Source organism: Acinetobacter pengchengensis (genome assembly GCF_982235305.1).
The window spans coordinates 2,203,045-2,219,823 of the sequence record NZ_CEVATJ010000001.1 but is presented as its reverse complement, the minus strand read 5'-3'; the positions used below and the strand labels follow the sequence as shown (position 1 = coordinate 2,219,823).

Genomic DNA, 16,779 nt, shown 5'->3' with positions numbered 1-16,779 from the left:
GCAGTATTCAAACCAGATAAGTGTTATTATGCTTATCTGGTTTTTTATTCTCTGATTTTTATTTTCTGAATAAACCTTTGCTCTCCTCTTGAGCTTCTCCTTTCATCTTTAGACATGGTTTAGGTATACACACATGAGTACAGAAGTCCTCGCTGCATCTTCAATAGATGTTCAGCAAGTATCTGCGTCCGCTCCTGCACAGTCTGCGACTGCAGAGAAAGTGAATCTACTTGGCATGTCACGTCCACAAATGGAAAAATTCTTTGAAGATTTAGGTGAGAAGAAGTTCCGTGCAGGACAGGTGATGAAATGGATTCACCAGTTTTTTGTCACAGATTTTGCCGAAATGACCAATATTTCAGGCAAGTTACGTGAAAAATTGGAAAAGATTTGTGAAATTAAAGCGCCTGAAGTGGTGCATAAAAATTATTCTAAAGACGGTACCCGTAAGTGGGTGTTTCGTGTGGGTGATGGCGAAGGCTCATTGGTCGAAACCGTTCTGATTCCTGCAGAAGACAAAACAGGCTCACGTAAAACCCTGTGTATTTCATCGCAAGTGGGTTGTGCGCTCGATTGTTCATTTTGTTCTACGGGCAAACAAGGTTTTCAGCGTGACCTGACTCAAGCCGAAATTATTGGTCAGTTGTGGATGGCAAACTATTCCTATATGGAAGATGTGCCTGTGATTGAGCGTGAGCGTTCAGTGACCAACGTGGTGATGATGGGTATGGGCGAGCCGTTGCTGAATTACGATGCCGTCTTGAATTCCATGCGCATTATGTTGGACGACTTTGCTTATGGTATGTCTAAGCGTCGTGTGACTTTATCTACTTCGGGTGTTGTACCTAAAATTGACCAATTGGCACAAGATATTGACGTGGCTTTGGCAATTTCTTTACATGCAACCAATAACCAACTGCGTGATGAACTGGTTCCTATTAATAAAAAATATCCGTTGGAACAATTAATCGCAGCTTGTCAGCGTTATATTGGTAAAGATGGCAACGAAAGCGCACGTAAACACGTGACCATTGAATATGTGATGTTAGATGGCGTAAATGACCATCCTGAACATGCGCAGCAAATGATTAAACTACTCAAGAACCTGCCAAGCAAGATTAATTTGATTCCATTTAACCCATTTCCACATGCGCCGTATGGACGTTCAAGCCGAAATCGAATAATTTCTTTCCAAAAAACTTTGTCTGATGCTGGTTTTGTGTGTACGATTCGTCAGACACGTGGTGATGATATTGATGCCGCGTGTGGGCAATTGGTCGGACAAGTGGCAGACCGCACCCGCCGTGCCGAACAGTGGAAAAAGAAAGTTGCAGCGCAAAATGAAATCATACGCTCGCAAGGATAATGACTTGTATAGATAAGTAACTTGCATCGAACGAAGACGCAAAGGGGATGTCCATTGAATAAGCCTGTATTTAAAATCGCACAAATTACAACTGTTTGTATTTCGGCAATTTTTGCTGCAGCTTGTCAAACCACAGCTCCAACCTTAGGGCAAAAAGACCCTGAAAAAGCGGTGCAAGTACGTACCCAGTTGGCAGCAGAATACTTAAAAAATGGTGATTTAGATTCAGCCAAACGCGCACTTGATCAAGCTTTGGAAAGCGATTCACGTGATTCCGCTGCCAATATGATGATGGGCGTGTTGCTGCAACAAGAAGGCAGCAAGCTGAATTTAGAAAAAGCCGATGCTTATTTTAAGCGAGCCATTGCCGCTGACCCAAAAAATGCACAAGCGCGTAACAACTATGGTACGTATTTATATCAAGTAGAACGCTATAATGATGCGATTGAGCAGCTCAGTATTGCAGGTGCAACGCTAGGTTATGATCAACGCTTTAGAGCATTGGAAAATGTAGGTCGTATTTACTTGAAACTAGGCGATATAGAGAATGCCGAAAAGTCATTCAAACAAGCCTTGCAAGCCAATCGCGATTCTTATGTTTCAATGTTAGAGTTGTCGGAAATTTTATATTTAAGACAACAATTTGCACCCGCACGACAACTGTATGAACAATTTGTACGTGCAGTGGGGCAAACAAATCAAGGTGCACGTGCCTTATGGATCGGGATTCGTTTAGCACGTGCCAATGGCGATCAATTGGGAACTCAGGTTTTAGTGAACCAGCTGCGTGCATTATTTCCCAATAGCCAAGAATACCAACGTTATTTGCAATTACAGTACAGTACTGAGGCCGTATGGAAGTAAATCCTAATTCACCGCAACCCACACAGGGGACCACGCCTGTATCCCATGCATTAGGAAATGTTCAACGTCCAGGTGAGTACCTTCGTCAAATTCGCGTCAATCAAAAACGCGAGCTGGATGATGTTTCAAAAGATTTGAAAATTCCATTAAAAACGCTGATGGCGCTAGAGCAAGACGAATATACCGCTTTGCCTGAAGCTACCTTTATTAAAGGTTATTATCGTACCTATGCCAAATATTTACAGGTCGATGCTTCAGTCATTATTCAGCGTTTTGATGAAATTTATGCCAACGATACAGGGTTGTTGCCAAATCACGCCTTGAACAATTCACCCATTAAAATTATGGGAAAACTGCCTGGCTCTAACCGTGATCGCAATAAAAAGTGGCTCACTCGTATCGCCATAATTGTGGCGGTATTGCTGTTGTTGTGGGCATTGGTCGCGCTAATTCAAAACTGGATGTCATCTGGTCAAGAGGGTGCAGAACCTGAAATTGCAGTACTGCAATCCGATGTGCAAATTATTTCAGACAATGCGACAGGCAGCACGACTGCTCTTGCTTCAGGCGATCAGCTGAATTTGCAATTTTCTCGTCCAACTTCAGTGCATATTGTTGACGCTGCTGGCAATGTTTTGGCGACAGGACGTCAAGCCTCTACGTTAAATTTACAAGGCGAAGCTCCATTTCAAATTCGCTTAGATGATGCGACTGCTGTGTCATTAAGTTTGAATAATGAGTCGATTTCATTATCGCCATACACGGTGAACGGAAAAGCAGAATTCCGTTTATCTCGATAATACAGCAAGGTAGAGCGATATCATGATTGTAAATCCAATTCAACGCCGTCCGACCCGTAAAATTCGTGTGGGTTCTGTTTATGTGGGTGGGGATGCGCCCATCAGCATCCAAAGTATGACCAATACGGAAACCTGCGATGTTGCTGCAACTGTGGCACAAATTCAGCGTTGTGTAGATGCAGGTGTAGACATCATGCGTGTTTCTGTACCGACAATGGAATCCGCAGCTGCATTTGGTGAAATTCGTAAGCAAGTGTCTGTGCCGTTGGTGGCAGACATTCACTTTGATTATAAAATTGCGTTGGCGGTTGCCGATGCGGGTGCGGACTGTTTACGGATTAACCCAGGCAATATTGGTTCGGAAGCCAAGATTCGTGAAGTGGTGGCTGCAGCCAAACATCATGACATTTCTATGCGAATTGGTGTGAACGCTGGATCGCTGGAAAAAGATATTCAGAAAAAATATGGTGAGCCAACAGGGGCTGCATTGCTAGAATCTGCCATGCGTCATATTGATATATTAGACCGTCTAGATTTTCAGGAATTTAAAGTTTCAGTCAAAGCATCGAACGTGTTTTTAACGATGGATGCTTATCGTTTATTGTCACAAAAAATTGATAATCCATTACATTTGGGCGTGACTGAAGCAGGAATTTATCGTACTGGTACCGTAAAGTCTGCAATTGCCTTGGGTGGTCTGCTCATGGAAGGCATTGGCGATACCATGCGTATTTCGCTTGCGGCAGAACCTGAAGATGAAGTCAAAATTGGTTTTGATATTCTTAAATCTTTAAGCTTACGCTCAAACGGCATTAACTTCATTGCTTGCCCAAGCTGTTCACGTCAGGAATTTAATGTGATTTCTGTGATGCAGGCTTTGGAAGAGCGTTTGGAAGATATCCGCACGCCTATGGATGTATCGGTTATTGGATGTAAAGTGAATGGCCCAGGTGAAGCCAAAGAGGCGGATATTGGTGTGGTGGGTGCAAGTCCACGTTCGTTGGTATATCGAAATGGTGAAAAAAGCCATTTAATTGATACCAACCAACTTGTTGATGAAATCGAAAGCATGGTTCGTCAACGTGTGACAGAGCTTGAAGAAGCTAAATCTAAAGAGATTATTCGTACAAACTTTTCTGAGTAAGACATGAGTTCAATTGTTGCAATCAAAGGTTTTAATGACATTCTTCCAACGCAAACACCAGCGTGGAGACGTCTAGAGCAACATTTAGCATCTTTAATGGATGCTTATGGTTATCAACAAATTCGTTTGCCAATGGTCGAGCAAACCAATTTGTTTAAGCGTTCAATTGGTGATGCCACAGACATCGTCGAAAAAGAAATGTACACATTCCTAGATAAGGGTAATCCGCCAGAGTCTTTGACTTTACGTCCAGAAGGAACTGCAGGTTGTGTACGTGCCATGTTAGAGCACAATTTGCTACGTGGTGCGACACCGCGTGTATGGTATATCGGTCCGATGTTCCGTTATGAAAAACCGCAAAAAGGTCGTTATCGTCAATTCCATCAATTTGGTGTCGAAACTTTTGGTGTTGCCACACCCGATATGGATGCCGAACTTATTTTAATGACTGCGCGTTTATGGAAACGCATGGGCGTTGCCGATAAAGTTCGCTTAGAGTTAAATACCTTGGGTGAGTCGGATGAGCGTGCAGCCTATCGTGCCGCTTTGGTTGAATTTTTGCAAGCGCACAAAGCCGATTTAGATGAAGATTCACAGCGTCGTTTAAGTACCAATCCATTGCGTATTTTGGACTCGAAAGATGCTAAAACCCAAAGCATTCTAGAAAATGCACCTAAATTGCATGATTTTATGGGTGAAGACACCCTGAATCATTTTGCCCAATTACAGCAATATTTAACCGATGCTGGCATTGAGTTTGTGATTAATCAAAAACTGGTACGCGGTTTAGATTATTACAACAAAACCGTTTTTGAATGGACAACCACGCATTTAGGTTCGCAAGGCACAGTTTGTGCAGGCGGACGCTATGATGGTTTGGTGGGGCAGTTGAAAGGTAAAGCAGATCAGTCTGTACCTGCCGTGGGCTTTGCAATGGGTATTGAGCGTTTATTGTTATTGCTTGAACAGGTTGAAGACAATACAGCTGTACGTGATTGTGAAGTGTTCTTGTTGGCAGACCCAACAACTCAAGGCAAAGCGTTGGTTTTAGCTGAGCAAATTCGTGACCAATTGGAACAAGCGGGCAGCCAGATTCGCTTAAAAGTAGGTTCACAAGGCTCAATGAAAAGCCAAATGAAAAAAGCCGATCAATCAGGTGCAATCTACGCCTTGATTTTTGGTGAGCGCGAAGCAGAAGCACAGCAATTAGCAGTGAAAACCTTGGCAACTGCTGAGCAAACTGCAGTTGCTGTTGCTGAAATTGTACCTTTCATCATTGAAAAATTTTCTTCACAATAAGCCAAATAACATAAGGAAAAGGGTAATCCAATGAGCGCATTGAGTGATGACGAACAACTTGATAGTTTAAAATCGTTTGCGAAAAAATATGGTTCAGCCATGATTAGCGGGATTTTAATTGCGTTGATTGCCTTTTTCGGATGGCAATATTGGCAGAAAAAAACCTTGGCAGAGCAGCAAATGAATACAGCTAAAGTGCAACAACTGATGGATGATGCACGTACAGCGGAAGGCAATCCAGATGCCTTTAGTCAATTGTCTGCAACTGCCGATAAAATTGTGAAAGAAGCTCCAGATTCTGTGCAAGCCATTCAAACCCAATTCTTAATGGCAAAACTCGCTTACGATCAGCAAGATTTTGCTGCCGCAGAAAAAGCCTTAAAGAAAGTTGAAAACTCTAAAGTGAAAGACCAAGGCTTGCTGCAATTGGTTAAGTTGCGTTTGGCTTATGCACAGTTGGCGCAAAAGAAATACGATGAAGCTATTCAAAGTTTGGCAGCGGTGACTGATCCTGCATTTAAAGCGACTGCAGATGAAGCGCGTGGCGATGTTTATGTCGCGAAAAATGACCGTGAAAATGCCAAAAAAGCGTATCAAAGTGCATGGGATACTTTGGCGGAACGTAAACAAGAGCGTCAAATTTTACAAATAAAACTCGAAAGTGTTGGTGTTTTGGTGGATGATCCTGAAATTGAACGCCCAGTATTAGAAACACAAGTGGATGAGAGCTAATGAATAGAAAGTATAAAACACCGTTTGCACTGACCGTTTTAACCCTTGCTTTGGTGGGGTGTTCCACCAATAAAATTAAAGTTGCAGAAGTTAAGCCTAATCCACTACCAAAACTTGAGCAAGCACAAAGTTTAGTTCCTGTGTTTTCACAAAGCGTTGCATCGACTACAGCAGCCGATCCATTGCGTCTGCAATTAGATGCAGAAAATGGGGTGGTTTATACCGTTGATCCTAAAGGTGAAATGGCCGCCTATCAAGGCAAACAGCGCCTTTGGCAAAAACAAGTGTCTAAGCAAGGCTTAACGGCAGGTGTCAATGCTGCAGAAGGAATAGTGGTTGCAGGCAACAGCAAAGGACAATTGTTCGCCCTAGATCAGCAAACAGGCGAACAAAAGTGGGTTGCAAAGTTAACAGGTGCAATTCTTGCGCCATCGTTAATTCAGGCAGGTCGTGTGGTCACTGTCAGCAATGACGGCACGGTATATGCACACAATGCCGAAACAGGGCAATTGGTTTGGACTTACAATTTGCCAAACGTGCAATTTAGCTTACGTGGCATGGCGGCACCCGTTGCGCTCGATTCACGTACTGTGCTGATTGCTTCAGCAAATGCCTATGTGTATGCGCTAGATATTGTTACAGGCGTACCACGTATGCAGCGCCGTGTTGCTATTAGTGAAGGCCGTTCAGACATTCAACGCTTAAATGACATTGATGGTGACCCTGTGGTTGCGGGTCAATTCTTGGTGACTACAAGTTACCAAGGTCAGGTCACAGTATTGGACTTGGCTTCACAACAAGTGATTTGGAGTGAAGATGCAAGCAGTACCAAACGCCCAGAAGTTGCGGGGAATGGTGTATTTGTCAGCACTACAGATGGCAAAATTGCAGCTTACGAAATCACATCTGGGCAATTACTTTGGGAAAATGACAGTTTACTGAACCGTCGTTTATCTAATCCTGTATTGTTTGGAAAATATTTGGTGGTCGGTGATTTAGATGGTGTTTTACACCTCATTGATCCAAGCTCAGGGCAACTGGTTGGACGTTCAAAAACCAATGGCGAAGTCCGTTCATTGCGTGTAATTGACAATCAACTCTATGTCGCAACGCAAAAGGGCGCATTAAGCGTTTGGCAGAACCGCTAATTTTGTTCTGACTTTTATGCTAAAATAGTTGTCCGTATTTTTACGCGGGGTAATTGAATCATCAATGCCCCGTGTTTTTATTTAATAGAGTGGTCGATGTTCTCTTTGTCGTTTGCGTGGTCGCAACGCTGAACCCAACATCCATACTCTGTTCTTTCTTCCACAGTTTCGGATGTACAGACCATTGAAACTGACTGATCTTGAATAAAGGTTAATCTATGAAACCCGTAATTGCGCTCATTGGTCGTCCGAACGTCGGAAAATCAACGCTGTTTAACCAGATTACCAAGAGCCGTGATGCACTTGTTGCCGACTTTGCAGGTCTGACACGTGACCGCAAATATGGTGATGCAACCTATCAAAATAAATCTTTCATTGTGGTTGATACTGGCGGTATTGGCGAAAGTGAAGGTGGCATCGACTCTTATATGGCTGAACAATCTAAAACAGCCATCCACGAAGCCGATATGATCATTTTTGTGGTCGATGCACGTGCAGGCTTGTTAGCATCGGACGAGCAAATTGCGCGTGAATTGCGTACTTTGGGCAAAAAAGTATTCTTGGTGGCGAACAAAGTAGATGGCGTACATGCCGAAGCCGCTTTGGTTGAATTCTTTAAATTGGGAATGGGTGAGCCATTGCAAGTGGCCGCTAGTCATGGTCGAGGCGTTCAGCAAATGCTGGAAGACGTTTTGGCGGATGTTCCTGAAGATGAAAACCCAGATGCACATGATCAAGATACAGGTTTGCGTTTAGCTATTATTGGGCGTCCAAACGTAGGTAAATCGACACTGGTTAACCGTTTATTGGGCGAAGAACGTGTGGTGGCATATGATCAGCCAGGTACGACACGTGACTCTGTCTATATTCCGTTTGAGCGCAATGAACGTAAATACACCTTGATTGATACTGCAGGTGTGCGTCGTAAAGGTAAGGTCGATGAAATGATCGAGAAATTCTCGATTGTCAAAACCTTGCAAGCGATGAAAGATGCACACGTGGTGGTGATTGTGGTGGATGCACGAGATGGCATTGTCGAGCAAGATTTACACTTAATTGGTTATGCGCTTGAAGCAGGGCGTGCCATGGTAATTGCGATTAACAAATGGGACAATATGTCCGAATATGATCGCAAACAATGTAAGTTAGATGTTGAGCGTCGTTTTGACTTTATTCCATGGGCAAAAATTCATTTAATTTCTGCCTTGCATGGTACAGGTGTGGGCGATTTATATCCTTCAATTCACCGTGCTTATGAATCATCACGCTTAAAAGTGTCACCTGCGAAACTGACCCAAATTTTGAATGATGCAACAGATGCACACCATCCACCTAAAGTGCAAGGTCGTGCCATCAAAATGCGTTATGCACACATGGGTGGACAGAACCCGCCAACCATTGTGATTCATGGTAATAAGGTAGACAAAACTCCTGCAGATTATCGTCGCTATTTAGAAAACGTGTTCCGTAAAGTCTATAAACTAGAAGGTACACCTGTAAAAATTGAATTTAAGACCTCTGATAACCCGTTTGAAGGACGTAAGTCACAAGTGGATGAACGCACAGCGGCACGTCGTCGCCGTTATGTGCAGAAGTTTAAGAAAGCCGAGAAGAAGTTTAAGCGAGGCTAAGGCTTAAACTTTGACGAGTTTGATTAAAAAATCCCGAATGTGAATTCGGGATTTTTTTTGAGTGACTTAATCTAAATATGATAGATGTAGAATTAATGCCGCTTCGCTAACAAGCTATTCGACAAACGATTTAACCATTGCGGGCTAATACTTGAAAGTTGCATCAGGGTTTTGGCTTTTAAACCGACTGCACGATGCGTATTGGTCAGAATCGAATCTTTAACCGTCGCTTGTTGATACACCACCTGTGCAACATCTTCTGTTGATAAATGCACACCCATGTTTTGAATGGTGGCTGCATCCATATCTTTAACCATTGCGGTTTGTACAAATAGCGGCATGACATCTAAGACCCGAATGCCGTATTTTTGCCACTCTATATCTAAACCTTCCGTAATGCCACGCACTGCAAACTTGGAAGCAGAATAAGAAATTAAATCGGCTTGTCCATAAATCGCAGATGCAGAAGATAGGTTAATCACCCGCGCAAAACTGGCTTGTTTTAAATAAGGAAAAGCCGCATGACAGCCGTTCAACACACCATTTACATTCACCGCCATAGTTCGATGATGCGCTTCTATAGGGGTGTTCTCAAATGCGCCTGAGTAGAGGATTCCAGCATTATTCACCAAAATATTCAATTCACCTGCCCATTGGCAAAAATCAGATAATGCAGCTTGCCAACTGGCATAGTCCGCCACATCAAGTAAACCTGCATGTGCACGCTCACCCAATTGTTCTGCCAATTGCTGCGCTTGTGCGAGATGAATATCATAAATACCGACACGGTAACCTTGTTGATAAAACAATTGTGCGATCGCCGCACCAATGCCTTGTGCAGCGCCACTAATCAAGATACTGTGCATTTGAACTTGCTCCCTGATGTTATTTTTGTTGTGCATATCGTCCTTGCTGTCTGAGCATAACAAAAAAATAGCTACATTCGTGCAATAAATTGAAATAAGGAACAACCCATGCAGCAATTGCTTTCCATCATGCAACAATTACGTCAACAATGCCCGTGGGATCAAAAACAAACCCCAGAAAGTTTGACTCAATATGCGATTGAAGAAGCTTATGAAGTTGAAGCGGCAGTGCGTTCAGGCAAGGTGGATGATGTACGTGATGAGCTAGGTGATTTGTTGTTGCAAGTGGTGTTTCAGGCACAAATGTATAGCGAGGAAGGTGCATTTGATTTTCAGGATGTGGTACAAGCCATTTGCGATAAATTGATTCGTCGGCATCCACACGTGTTTCATGCAGAACAGTTTACACAGCTTAGCGCAGAAGATGTTGCTGCCTTATGGAAAACCATCAAACAACAAGAAAAACAGGGTAAAGCAAAGTCCCGTTTAGATGCGGTGAAACATGCACCCGCATTGGTGCAAGCACAGCAAATTCAACAGCATGCGGCACAGTTGGGCTTTGACTTTCATACTGTGCAAGATGCCTATGGTAAGTTAGAAGAAGAATTGCAAGAACTACAACATGCGATTCAGCAGCAACAATCCGACGAAATAGTGGATGAATTTGGGGATTGTTTGTTTTCTTTAATCAATGTTGGGCGTAAACTTGGCGTGTCCAGTGAGATGGCATTATTGGGCACGATTCATAAATTTAGAACACGCTTTGCTTACATTGAAGATCAGGCCGAATTACAACAAAAAACAATAGAAGATATGACTTTAGAAGAAATGGATCAACTTTGGGAGCAGGCAAAACAACAATTAAAATGACAGGTTTTGCAGCAACATGAATATATCGCAGCAATTAAAAGTTTCTTTTCGCTTTTTTTCTTTCGGATGGCAGTACTGGCTTGCATTGCTGTTATGTAGTATCAGCGCATGGACTACAGCACAAAATGTGCAGTCCAAGTCTACTCAGGTGAATGGACACAGCTATGATCAAAATTATTTAAAATGGAAAGCGCAGCAAGCTGCGCAAGATCAGCGTTTAAGTGCGACTCAAGCCTCAGCAACCGCAGAACATTATTTAGCGCGTCCTACCCAGCAAAGTGCGCATTCAAACCAGGTGCGTTTAAATAGTGCTTCATTAGAACAATTGCAGCAATTGTCTGGGGTGGGTATGAAAAAAGCACAAGCGATTGTGGAATATCGAAAACAAAATGGAAAATTCCAAAGTATTGAAGAACTTCAGCAAGTCAAAGGGATTGGGCCTGCCTTATTTGCCAAGAATAAACACAAGTTGGCATTGTAGCTGCAAGCAGAATTTTAGCACCGCACATTGCAAAATTAGCGTGTGAATCAAATTGCCCTTTGATTGTGTTAGAGATATGATTAGCGACATCTTATCTGTTTTACGTTCAGACGTAGGAGACAGCGTCTTTTGCAAACTTTGCGCGCGTCAAAATGTGGTTTATCTACCGCTCAATTACCTTCTTCCATTTTAGATGTTCTAGATGCTTTAACCAAAGCAGGCTATGAAGCCTATATAGTCGGTGGTGGAGTTCGTGACTTAATGTTAGGGCTAAATCCGAAGGATTTTGATGCCGTAACCAATGCTACCCCCTCACAAGTGAAAGAAGTTTTCGGACGACGTTGCCGAATTATTGGACGACGTTTTGAGTTGGCGCATGTCTATGCAGGACGTGAATTGATTGAAGTAGCCACTTTCCGAGCACCACCCAAAAAAGCTGTGACGTCTGCCGCAGGGATGATTCTGCGCGATAATAACTGGGGTACAATAGAGGAAGATTTTGCTCGTCGTGACTTTTCAATCAACGCATTGTATTACCAGCCACGTAAAGGCATCGTACTCGATTTTTGCAATGCGGTAGATGATATTAAGCACAGAAACTTACGCTTATTGGGTGATCCAACCTTGCGTTTTGAAGAAGACCCAGTGCGTATGTTGCGTACTTTGCGTTTCGCTGCCAAATTAAATTTCAATATTGATCCAAAAATTCTTAAAATTTTTACCCCTGAAATGACGCAGTTATTGCGTGATGTTTCGCCACACCGTTTATATGATGAGTCGCAAAAACTCTTTACGATGGGACATTTAAGTAAAGTCCTGCCTATGTTGATTGAGTTTGGTATTTGGCGTCAGTTATTTGCCGACATCAAGCCTGACATCAACTCTTTTATTGAGCGTGCAGCAAAAAATACCGATCAACGAATTGCAATTGGTAAAACCATCAACCCTGCATTTTTCTATGCGGTGCTGTTGTGGCAACCGTTTTTAGAGCGTTGTGACTTTTATCTTTCTAAAGGTGTGGTGGCAGCCGAAGCGCGAGCGCAAGCAGGTTTAGATGTGTTAAAGCGTCAGGCGACACGTACCATTATCCCACGCTTTGCTGAAACTTTTATTCGTGAAGTTTGGGAAATGCAAACCCGTTTATTGCAACCGAAACCACAGCAAATTGAAGCATTGTCTGGGCATGCACGTTTCCGTGCAGGGTTTGACTTTTTATTACTGCGTGAAAAAGCAGGTGATAGCTCGACTTTAGGAATGGGGCAGTGGTGGGATGCCTACCAGCTCATGAGCATCGATGAAAAAGAACGTGCGATTGCCCAATACAACCGACTACGTGCCAAGAGCCGCCGTAAAACAGCGCAAGAGCCTGTTGATGTGACACCAGCAATACATGCTGCTGATATGCAGATTGAACCCTTGGTGAATGAGCCTGAGCCTCGAAGTCGTCGTGCGCGTAAAGCCAAACAATATGAAGAAAATCGAGCGCAATTGACTGCTACAGCAAGCAGTTCAGGTATTGGTGCAGATCATCCAATTTTAAAACGTAAACGTGTGCAACGTGATTTAGGCCAAGTGATTTTTGGGCCAACACAATGAGCAACATCACCTATATTGGTTTAGGCAGTAATTTAGGCGATTCGCGTCAAATTTTGACTGAAGCGGTGCAAAAACTGGCAACACTGGGGCAGGTGCAGACATCTAAACTGTATCAAAGCCCACCAATGGGACCACAAGATCAGCCTAATTATTTGAATGCTGTGGTACGTTTAGATACCGAGCTTGAAGCCCTGGCATTGTTAGATGAATTGCAGCGTCTTGAACATGAGTCAGGTCGGGTACGTTTACGTCATTGGGGTGAGCGTACGCTAGATTTAGACTTGTTGATTTATGCTGATGCTAGTATTCAAAATGAACGTCTGACTGTACCGCATGTGGGGGTGTTAGAACGCGATTTTGTCGTCATCCCGCTGTTAGATTTGGATGCTAACTTAAGCGTCAAAGGACAATTATTAAAACACTCGCCATTGCTTGAACATCCGAGCTTAACTGTTGTGGATGCAGGCAATTGGGCAGGGCTATAAAGTTTTAAATTAAGCATGCGTGATGCTTTTTCCATAGAGGAATATTTCATGATTAGTTTAAGTGACCTAAGAAAATTTAAAGCGGAAGGTCGAAAATTCTCCTGCCTGACTTGCTATGATGCAAGCATGGCGAAAGCAATGGAAATTGCTGAAATTGATACGATTTTAATTGGTGATTCTTTGGGTATGTCTATTCAGGGACGTGACTCAACCTTGCCTGTAAGCGTGGCGGATATGGCTTATCACACTGCGGCGGTGCGTCGTGGTAATCAACATGCTTTTATTTTGACTGACTTGCCATTTATGAGTTATGCCACCTTAAATGATGCATTGCAAAGCTCGAAAGAAGTGATGCAGGCGGGTGCGCAAATGGTCAAAATGGAAGGTGGTGCATGGCTCTGTGAAACCGTTGCAACACTGACCCGTAATGGTATTCCTGTCTGTGTGCATTTAGGTTTAACGCCACAATCGGTGCATGTATTTGGCGGTTATAAATTACAGGCACGTACCCGTGAAGCTGCAGATAAACTAATTGCTGATTGTAAAGCTGTTGTAGAAGCTGGCGCTGCGATTCTATTATTAGAATGTGTGCCAGCACAGCTAGGTCAAGAAATTTCTGCCTTGTTCCCTGAAGTTCCCGTTATTGGAATTGGTGCGGGCGCAGACACTGACGGTCAGGTATTGGTGGTGCAAGACATGCTGGGGTTGACTTTTGGCCGTGTCGCAAAATTCGTGCGTAATTTTATGAAAGAACAAGCGGGTGAAACTGCCATTTTAGATGCGTTTAAAGCCTATCATGCTGCAGTTCAAGATGGCTCTTTCCCAGCACGTGAACAAACTTTCCAAGTCGAGTTGTAATATGAAAACTGAAACCACAATTCAAGGCTTAGCGGCTTCGTTACAGCCTGCACGCGCTGCACGAAAAAGCATTGGTTTTGTTCCGACCATGGGCAATTTGCACGAAGGGCATTTAACTTTAGTGCGCGAAGCGAAAAAAATATGTGATGTGGTGGTGGTTAGTATTTTTGTCAATCCAATTCAATTTGGACCTAATGAAGACTTTGATAGTTATCCACGAACTTTAGACCAAGACAGTCAATTGTTAGCAGAGGTTGGCTGCGACATTATTTTTGCACCTTCAGTTGAGCAAATGTATGGTAACAAACCACGTTTGACCAATATTTCAGTCAGCCAGATTACGGCAGACTTGTGTGGTTTGCAGCGTCCTGGACACTTTGATGGTGTTGCGGTGGTCGTGACCAAATTATTCAACATGGTACAGCCAAACTATGCTTTCTTTGGTGAAAAAGACTATCAACAATTGGCAGTCATTCGTCAGTTTGTACGCGACTTGAATATTCCGCTAGAAGTGATTGGTATACCAATTGTACGTGCAGCTGATGGTTTGGCACTTAGTTCACGCAATGGGTATTTGAGTGTGGAACAGCGTCAAATTGCACCGACAATTTATCAAAGTTTAAAAACAGCTGCACAAGCATTACAGCAAGGTGAAACTTTGTCACAAGTGTTAGCGAATATTAAAGCAACATTGACAGCAGCAGGCTTTGTTGTGGACTATGTAGAGGCGCGTACAACAGAACTGCAGAAAATTGAAGCGTTTAGTGAAGATTTAGTGTTGTTCGTTGCGGCAAAATTGGGCAATACACGTTTAATTGATAATTTGCAGGTCAAACATTCTGCATAGCTGACAAGAGAAGGGTTGCATGCCATGAAACGTATTTTGATCGTAACAGGTCAATCGGGTTCTGGAAAATCTTCGGCATTACAAGTGTTGGAAGATTTGGGTTATTATTGTATTGATAATTTACCTTTGGCATTGCTTCCCGAAATTGTGGATAAACTGGATCAGGAAAATAACTTGGAACAGTTGGCATTGGGGGTAGATGTACGCAGTACCCGTGCCGACTTGCAAGAGTTTGATTTGGTATTTGAGCAACTGCAAAAGCATGGTTCAGTCGATATTATTTATCTGACCACGCAAGATCAGGAATTGATTGCCCGTTTTAGCGCATCACGCCGTCCGCATCCACTCTCTAATCGTTTTAAAAGCTTGAATGAATGTATTCAAGAAGAAAAAAACTTGTTGATGCCCATTCAGTTTCGCTCTTCGGTGCATATTGATACTACCGACAAAAGTGTGCATGATTTAAAACACGTGTTGTTGTCTAAGCTTGGGCAAACTGACAATCTCATTGTAATTTTACAATCCTTTGGCTATAAGCACGGAATTCCCTTAGATGCCGATTATGTCTTTGATGTACGCCATTTACCCAATCCACATTGGGATTTGGAGCTCAGGAAATATTCAGGCTTAGATGCACCTGTGCAGGAATTTTTGCAACAAAGTCCACAAACTCATGAAATGATTCATGACATTCAGCAGTTTTTAGAAAAATGGTTGCCAGCGTTTGCCGAAGGGCATCGCCACTACATTACCATTTCAATTGGCTGTACGGGTGGGCAACACCGTTCTGTCTATATCGTTGATAGACTAAAGAAAGCACTTGAGGCACAATGGTCTATTCAAGTCTTACACCGAGAAATGAAGCACTGGTCATGATTGACACAACTGTTGACGTAATTAATAAACTAGGTTTACATGCACGGGCATCTGGGAAGCTGATTGAAGTGACCACTAAATTTCGTTCGTCAATCCAAATTGGTAAAGGCGACAAATTGGTTGATGCTAAAAATATTATGTCCTTGCTCATGTTAGGTGCAGGCAAGGGAACTACTTTACGCTTGGTGATTGATGGTACAGATGAAGAAAAAGCTTTATCTGATATTCAAGCACTGTTTGCAGCAAAATTTTACGAGGCAGATTAATCGTGGCACGTCGACCGCAACGTTTTACCGAAGATGACTTTGAATCTTTAGAAGGGCGTGCAAGTAAAACCGAACAGAAAAAAGCCGTACAACGTATGGCTGCGCTAGGCGAACAATTGGCGCAGTTAAGCACCAAACAAATTCAAAAACTTCCAGTAGAAGAGCGTTTAATTGATGCTTTACTGGAATTGCAAAGTATTACTTCACATGAAGCACGTCGTCGTCAGTGTCAGCGTATTGGTAAATTGTTGCGTAATGAAGATGAAAGCGTAATTTTGTCTTATTTGACCCCGCAACAAGGTGCGAAAAAAACCGCACAGTTACAGCGTTGGGTGGAGCGAATCATTAAAGATGGCGACCCTGTAATTAATGATTTTAGTAAAACCTATAAAGCGGCTGAGCGTCATACGCTGCGTCAGCATGTGTTGCGTATCCATCGTGATATGAAGCAAGAAATGTCTGTAGAAGAACTTGAAGCATCTAAACTCAAGTTGTTTAACTATGTGCAGCAAGTCGCTTTATTGTCAGAAAGCTAAATTAGTGTTCCTTATCTAAGAAGATAGATAGCGTGAGCTGATGATTGCACAAAAAAACGACTCATGCCGAGTCGTTTTTTATTTGGCCTGTTATGTGTAGGGATTTTTCAAATT

Annotated in this window: 18 protein-coding genes; 17 read left to right on the top strand and 1 reads right to left on the bottom strand. The window is 42.9% G+C overall.

Annotation, left to right across the window (positions count from 1 at the left end; genetic code table 11):
* Nucleotides 1-133: 133 nt before the first annotated feature.
* The 8 genes from rlmN to der all read left to right on the top strand — a co-directional run bounded on the left by rlmN (nt 134) and on the right by der (nt 8,984).
* On the top strand, nt 134-1,366 hold the full coding sequence (gene rlmN / locus AC0T5Z_RS10780; protein ID WP_291333698.1) for a dual-specificity RNA methyltransferase RlmN: 1,233 nt from the start codon (nt 134-136) through the stop codon (nt 1,364-1,366).
* A 75-nt stretch (nt 1,367-1,441) separates the two neighbouring features.
* Complete coding sequence (gene pilW / locus AC0T5Z_RS10775) at nt 1,442-2,230, top strand: type IV pilus biogenesis/stability protein PilW (RefSeq protein ID WP_414630567.1); 789 nt, start codon at nt 1,442-1,444, stop codon at nt 2,228-2,230.
* A complete protein-coding gene (locus tag AC0T5Z_RS10770; protein WP_291333694.1) occupies nt 2,221-3,030 on the top strand; it encodes a helix-turn-helix domain-containing protein in 810 nt (269 codons plus the stop codon). Before pilW ends, AC0T5Z_RS10770 begins: the two co-directional genes overlap by 10 nt.
* A 22-nt stretch (nt 3,031-3,052) precedes the next feature.
* Entirely contained in the window at nt 3,053-4,174 is a 1,122-nt protein-coding gene (gene ispG, locus AC0T5Z_RS10765; RefSeq protein WP_291333692.1) for a flavodoxin-dependent (E)-4-hydroxy-3-methylbut-2-enyl-diphosphate synthase, read from the top strand.
* A gap of 3 nt (nt 4,175-4,177) precedes the next feature.
* Complete coding sequence (gene hisS, locus AC0T5Z_RS10760; RefSeq protein WP_291333690.1) at nt 4,178-5,473, top strand: histidine--tRNA ligase; 1,296 nt, start codon at nt 4,178-4,180, stop codon at nt 5,471-5,473.
* Between the two features lie 30 nt (nt 5,474-5,503).
* The gene (locus AC0T5Z_RS10755) at nt 5,504-6,205 is read left to right on the top strand and encodes a YfgM family protein (protein WP_291333688.1); all 702 of its coding nucleotides are present in this window, start codon (nt 5,504-5,506) and stop codon (nt 6,203-6,205) included.
* Complete coding sequence (gene bamB / locus AC0T5Z_RS10750; protein WP_291333686.1) at nt 6,205-7,353, top strand: outer membrane protein assembly factor BamB; 1,149 nt, start codon at nt 6,205-6,207, stop codon at nt 7,351-7,353. The genes AC0T5Z_RS10755 and bamB overlap by 1 nt, the downstream gene beginning before the upstream one ends.
* Before the next feature lie 218 nt (nt 7,354-7,571).
* Nucleotides 7,572-8,984 (top strand): ribosome biogenesis GTPase Der, encoded by a 1,413-nt coding sequence (der, locus tag AC0T5Z_RS10745; RefSeq protein WP_435336983.1) that lies wholly within the window; start codon nt 7,572-7,574, stop codon nt 8,982-8,984.
* A 92-nt stretch (nt 8,985-9,076) separates the two neighbouring features.
* Here the strand turns inward: der and AC0T5Z_RS10740 are convergent, their stop codons facing one another.
* Nucleotides 9,077-9,850, bottom strand: a complete 774-nt coding sequence (locus AC0T5Z_RS10740) for an SDR family oxidoreductase (protein WP_291333682.1) — start codon at nt 9,848-9,850, stop codon at nt 9,077-9,079.
* A 108-nt stretch (nt 9,851-9,958) separates the two neighbouring features.
* Between AC0T5Z_RS10740 and mazG the strand changes: the two genes are divergently transcribed.
* From mazG to yjgA, 9 genes are all read left to right on the top strand, one after another.
* Nucleotides 9,959-10,720, top strand: a complete 762-nt coding sequence (gene mazG, locus AC0T5Z_RS10735; protein WP_435336982.1) for a nucleoside triphosphate pyrophosphohydrolase — start codon at nt 9,959-9,961, stop codon at nt 10,718-10,720.
* Between the two features lie 16 nt (nt 10,721-10,736).
* Nucleotides 10,737-11,201: a ComEA family DNA-binding protein gene (locus tag AC0T5Z_RS10730; protein ID WP_291333678.1), complete on the top strand. Its 465-nt coding sequence runs from the start codon at nt 10,737-10,739 to the stop codon at nt 11,199-11,201.
* A gap of 129 nt (nt 11,202-11,330) precedes the next feature.
* Entirely contained in the window at nt 11,331-12,797 is a 1,467-nt protein-coding gene (gene pcnB, locus AC0T5Z_RS10725; protein WP_435336981.1) for a polynucleotide adenylyltransferase PcnB, read from the top strand.
* Entirely contained in the window at nt 12,794-13,282 is a 489-nt protein-coding gene (folK, locus tag AC0T5Z_RS10720; RefSeq protein ID WP_291333674.1) for a 2-amino-4-hydroxy-6-hydroxymethyldihydropteridine diphosphokinase, read from the top strand. The genes pcnB and folK overlap by 4 nt, the downstream gene beginning before the upstream one ends.
* A 48-nt stretch (nt 13,283-13,330) precedes the next feature.
* Complete coding sequence (gene panB, locus AC0T5Z_RS10715) at nt 13,331-14,140, top strand: 3-methyl-2-oxobutanoate hydroxymethyltransferase (protein ID WP_291333672.1); 810 nt, start codon at nt 13,331-13,333, stop codon at nt 14,138-14,140.
* A 1-nt stretch (nt 14,141) separates the two neighbouring features.
* Nucleotides 14,142-14,987, top strand: a complete 846-nt coding sequence (gene panC / locus AC0T5Z_RS10710) for a pantoate--beta-alanine ligase (protein WP_291333671.1) — start codon at nt 14,142-14,144, stop codon at nt 14,985-14,987.
* 24 nt (nt 14,988-15,011) lie between these two features.
* Nucleotides 15,012-15,863: an RNase adapter RapZ gene (gene rapZ, locus AC0T5Z_RS10705; protein WP_291333669.1), complete on the top strand. Its 852-nt coding sequence runs from the start codon at nt 15,012-15,014 to the stop codon at nt 15,861-15,863.
* Entirely contained in the window at nt 15,860-16,129 is a 270-nt protein-coding gene (locus AC0T5Z_RS10700; RefSeq protein ID WP_019836310.1) for an HPr family phosphocarrier protein, read from the top strand. The genes rapZ and AC0T5Z_RS10700 overlap by 4 nt, the downstream gene beginning before the upstream one ends.
* A 2-nt stretch (nt 16,130-16,131) precedes the next feature.
* A complete protein-coding gene (gene yjgA, locus AC0T5Z_RS10695) occupies nt 16,132-16,665 on the top strand; it encodes a ribosome biogenesis factor YjgA (RefSeq protein WP_291333652.1) in 534 nt (177 codons plus the stop codon).
* The last annotated feature ends 114 nt before the right edge of the window (nt 16,666-16,779 follow it).

Excerpts from the sequence above, each read along its gene's own strand:
- rlmN (WP_291333698.1), top strand. The coding sequence starts at position 134 with ATGAGTACAGAAGTCCTCGCTGCATCTTCAATAGATGTTCAGCAAGTA.
- AC0T5Z_RS10770 (WP_291333694.1), top strand. The coding sequence starts at position 2,221 with ATGGAAGTAAATCCTAATTCACCGCAACCCACACAGGGGACCACGCCT.
- ispG (WP_291333692.1), top strand. The coding sequence starts at position 3,053 with ATGATTGTAAATCCAATTCAACGCCGTCCGACCCGTAAAATTCGTGTG.
- hisS (WP_291333690.1), top strand. The coding sequence starts at position 4,178 with ATGAGTTCAATTGTTGCAATCAAAGGTTTTAATGACATTCTTCCAACG.
- AC0T5Z_RS10755 (WP_291333688.1), top strand. The coding sequence starts at position 5,504 with ATGAGCGCATTGAGTGATGACGAACAACTTGATAGTTTAAAATCGTTT.
- bamB (WP_291333686.1), top strand. The coding sequence starts at position 6,205 with ATGAATAGAAAGTATAAAACACCGTTTGCACTGACCGTTTTAACCCTT.
- der (WP_435336983.1), top strand. The coding sequence starts at position 7,572 with ATGAAACCCGTAATTGCGCTCATTGGTCGTCCGAACGTCGGAAAATCA.
- AC0T5Z_RS10740 (WP_291333682.1), bottom strand. The coding sequence starts at position 9,850 with ATGCACAGTATCTTGATTAGTGGCGCTGCACAAGGCATTGGTGCGGCG.
- mazG (WP_435336982.1), top strand. The coding sequence starts at position 9,959 with ATGCAGCAATTGCTTTCCATCATGCAACAATTACGTCAACAATGCCCG.
- AC0T5Z_RS10730 (WP_291333678.1), top strand. The coding sequence starts at position 10,737 with ATGAATATATCGCAGCAATTAAAAGTTTCTTTTCGCTTTTTTTCTTTC.
- folK (WP_291333674.1), top strand. The coding sequence starts at position 12,794 with ATGAGCAACATCACCTATATTGGTTTAGGCAGTAATTTAGGCGATTCG.
- panB (WP_291333672.1), top strand. The coding sequence starts at position 13,331 with ATGATTAGTTTAAGTGACCTAAGAAAATTTAAAGCGGAAGGTCGAAAA.
- panC (WP_291333671.1), top strand. The coding sequence starts at position 14,142 with ATGAAAACTGAAACCACAATTCAAGGCTTAGCGGCTTCGTTACAGCCT.
- rapZ (WP_291333669.1), top strand. The coding sequence starts at position 15,012 with ATGAAACGTATTTTGATCGTAACAGGTCAATCGGGTTCTGGAAAATCT.
- AC0T5Z_RS10700 (WP_019836310.1), top strand. The coding sequence starts at position 15,860 with ATGATTGACACAACTGTTGACGTAATTAATAAACTAGGTTTACATGCA.